The organism is Streptomyces sparsus, from assembly GCF_054776295.1.
In genome coordinates, this window is record NZ_BAAHCA010000638.1 from 1 (window position 1) to 2,881 (window position 2,881).

General features: G+C 72.2%; 4 protein-coding genes. 1 reads left to right on the plus strand and 3 read right to left on the minus strand.

What is annotated here, in order from left to right:
- Positions 1-2: 2 nt before the first annotated feature.
- The gene (locus ACYVE9_RS21450) at positions 3-599 is read right to left on the minus strand and encodes a DUF4245 domain-containing protein (protein ID WP_461029525.1); all 597 of its coding nucleotides are present in this window, start codon (positions 597-599) and stop codon (positions 3-5) included.
- Between the two features lie 199 nt (positions 600-798).
- On the opposite strand from ACYVE9_RS21450, the gene glpX reads away from it, so the two are divergent.
- Positions 799-1,833 carry a class II fructose-bisphosphatase gene (gene glpX / locus ACYVE9_RS21455; RefSeq protein WP_461029522.1) on the plus strand — a complete coding sequence of 345 codons (1,035 nt, stop codon included), beginning with the start codon at positions 799-801 and terminating at the stop codon, positions 1,831-1,833.
- A gap of 151 nt (positions 1,834-1,984) precedes the next feature.
- On the opposite strand, the gene ACYVE9_RS21460 is transcribed toward glpX, so the two are convergent.
- Both ACYVE9_RS21460 and ACYVE9_RS21465 read right to left on the minus strand, forming a co-directional pair.
- Positions 1,985-2,350, minus strand: coding sequence for a WhiB family transcriptional regulator (locus ACYVE9_RS21460; protein WP_461029523.1), 366 nt, complete (start codon positions 2,348-2,350; stop codon positions 1,985-1,987).
- Positions 2,351-2,473: 123 nt separating this feature from the next.
- The coding region (locus ACYVE9_RS21465; RefSeq protein ID WP_461029524.1) for a LiaF domain-containing protein at positions 2,474-2,881 on the minus strand (408 nt) is incomplete at its 5' end.

The window sequence follows — 2,881 nt, forward strand, 5'->3', positions numbered from 1 at the left end:
CGTCAGCCCTTCGGGTCCGTACCGGCCGCCTCGCGCTGGGCGGGCGGCTCGGCACCGTCCGGGGTCCCGGCGTTCGCCGGGGCCCGCTCCGTCTCCAGGGCGGCGGCCAGCTCACCCAGCCGCACCTTCGGGGCCGTGCCGGTGACCACCGTCGTCACGTCGGGCTGCTCCAGCACCAGGGCGTCGTACTTCGCGCCCTCGTAGTAGGTCCACGTGTCGCCGTCCAGCCGCTCGGTGCGGTCGGTGCGTTCCGCGCCGTGGGTGACCTTCGCGACGAACTTGGTGGGGTCGGCGTCGCTCTGCTCGACGGCCGCGTACTCGTTGTCCGGGTCCATGAAACCCAGGTGCCAGACCGCGCCGTGGTCGCTCTGCGCCCGGTAGAAGACCGAGGTGGCGCGCCAGTCGTCGGACAGCCCCTCGGGGGCGGCCAGCGCGTAGGGCGCCCCCCGCTCCGCGGTGACCAGCTCCGTGCGGTAGCTGACCTCGCGCACCGGGTCCTGCTGGTCGTCGTGCGGGAGGAACAGCCAGAGGAACCAGGCACCCGCCCCGATCACCGCCATGGACAGCACCATGTCCCGCACCGTCTTCTTGCCACGCATCGTCGCCACCCGTCCATGGTCCCCCATGGACGGAACCGGTCCGAACCGGCCCCCGCCGCGCCGGTTCCGGCCGCGAGCCCGCTCATGCGTGGGCCCCCCTGCTCACAATGGCGGGGTGCGGATAAGGTCGTACGTACCCTCACTCCTCTTGTACTGTCCGGCCGCAGCTCCCGGCGACCGTGCAGAAAGGTGCGTCCCGATGACAGAGAACCACCATCTTCCGTCGCAGCTCGAGGTCAGTCCGGAGGCCCCCGACCGCAACCTCGCGCTGGAACTGGTGCGGGTCACCGAGGCCGGGGCCATGGCGTCGGGCCGCTGGGTCGGCCGCGGCGACAAGATCGGCGCGGACGGCGCGGCCGTCAAGGCGATGCGCACCCTGGTCTCGACCGTGTCCATGAACGGTGTGGTGGTCATCGGCGAGGGCGAGAAGGACGAAGCGCCGATGCTCTACAACGGTGAGCGCGTGGGCGACGGAACGGGCGCCGAGTGCGACGTCGCGGTGGACCCGGTGGACGGCACCACCCTGACGGCCAAGGGCATGGCCAACGCCGTGTCGGTACTGGCCGTCGCCGAGCGCGGCGCGATGTTCGACCCGTCGGCGGTCTTCTACATGGACAAGCTCGTGACGGGCCCCGAGGCCGCCGAGTACGTGGACATCGACGCGCCCGCGTCGGTCAACGTCCGGCGGGTGGCGAAGGCCAAGGGCTGCGCCCCGGAGGACGTCACCGTCGTGGTCCTGGACCGGCCGAGGCACGACGGGATCGTGAAGGAGATCCGGGAGACGGGCGCCCGGATCAAGTTCATCTCCGACGGCGACGTGGCCGGCGCGATCATGGCGGTCCGCGAAGGCGTCGGCGTGGACCTGCTGCTGGGCATCGGCGGCACCCCGGAGGGCATCATCACCGCCTGCGCCATCAAGTGCCTGGGCGGCACCATCCAGGGCAAGCTGTGGCCGAAGGACGACGCGGAGCGGCAGCGCGCCCTGGACGCGGGCCACGAGCTGGACCGGGTGCTGCACACGGACGACCTGGTCTCGGGCGAGAACGTCTTCTTCGTGGCGACCGGCATCACCGACGGCGACCTGCTGCGCGGCGTGCGCTACCAGGCGGAGACCGCGTTCACGCAGTCGCTGGTGATGCGGTCGAAGTCCGGCACCATCCGGCAGATCGACTCCACCCACCAGCTGTCGAAGCTCCGCGCCTACAGCGCCATCGACTTCGACCGCGCACGCTGAACCGACGGCCCCGCGGACGGAACCGTGCGCACGGAACGGAGACCGTGCGCACGGAACGGACGCGGGGTCGGCCGAGGAGTCGAGCCGAGGACTGATCCGTGCGGGCCCGGACCGGGGCCCGGACCGGCTCCAGCGGCGGCTGCCTCGCGGGTCAGGCGATGCGCTGCACCGAGGGGTGCGTCGGTTCCGGGGCGGTGGCGTCCCGGCGGCGCCTGCGGGCCAGCACCACACGGCGCTCGGCGGCGGTCAGTCCGCCCCACACGCCGTACGGCTCCGGCTGGAGCAGGGCGTGCTCACGGCATTCCACCAGGACCGGGCAGCGGGCGCAGACCCGCTTGGCCGCCTGCTCGCGCGCCAGCCGCGCCGCGGTCGGTTCCTTGGAAGGAGCGAAGAACAGCCCGGCTTCGTCCCGGTGACACACCGCCTCCGAATGCCATGGCTCCGCTTGCCCCCGCGTGGCGGTGCGCTGCGCGGGAACTACAGCGGCCTGCAGGGGCTGATGCGGCGGTTGCAGCACGGTCTACTCCTGACGACGGCGATGGAGTCACCCTTTCCGCCTTGCTGCGCACGGCAGTTGGCGCGAGTGGCCGTGCGAGAGACGATGCCCGAAGCAATACCCGCTGTGCGCGTGTCTATGCGCTCAGTCGCGAGGCGCCCGGAGATCCCGGATCCGCTTGCCCTTCTTCCGCCGCACCTCGACCCCTCCGAAGACCGCCGCGCCCCGGATCACGACCACCGGCGCGTCCGGGTCGGCGGCCTCCTCGTGGTCGACGTCGAAGGCCCCGAACACGCCGGCGCCGCTGCCGCGGACGCCGACGTTCTCGGGCACGACGATGTCGATGCCGCCGAACAGCGCGGTGGCCTGGACGACGATCTCCCGCTGGTCGAAGAAGGCTTCGGTGAGGTCGATGTCCACCCCGCCGAAGCAGGCGAAGGCGTTGATGCGCCGCCCGGTGCGCCAGCGGCCCTTGCGGGTGGAGCCGCTGAAGACGGCGACCAGGTTCGTCGTCTCCCCCGGCGGCCGGGGCAGCTCCGGCTGCGGGCGCCG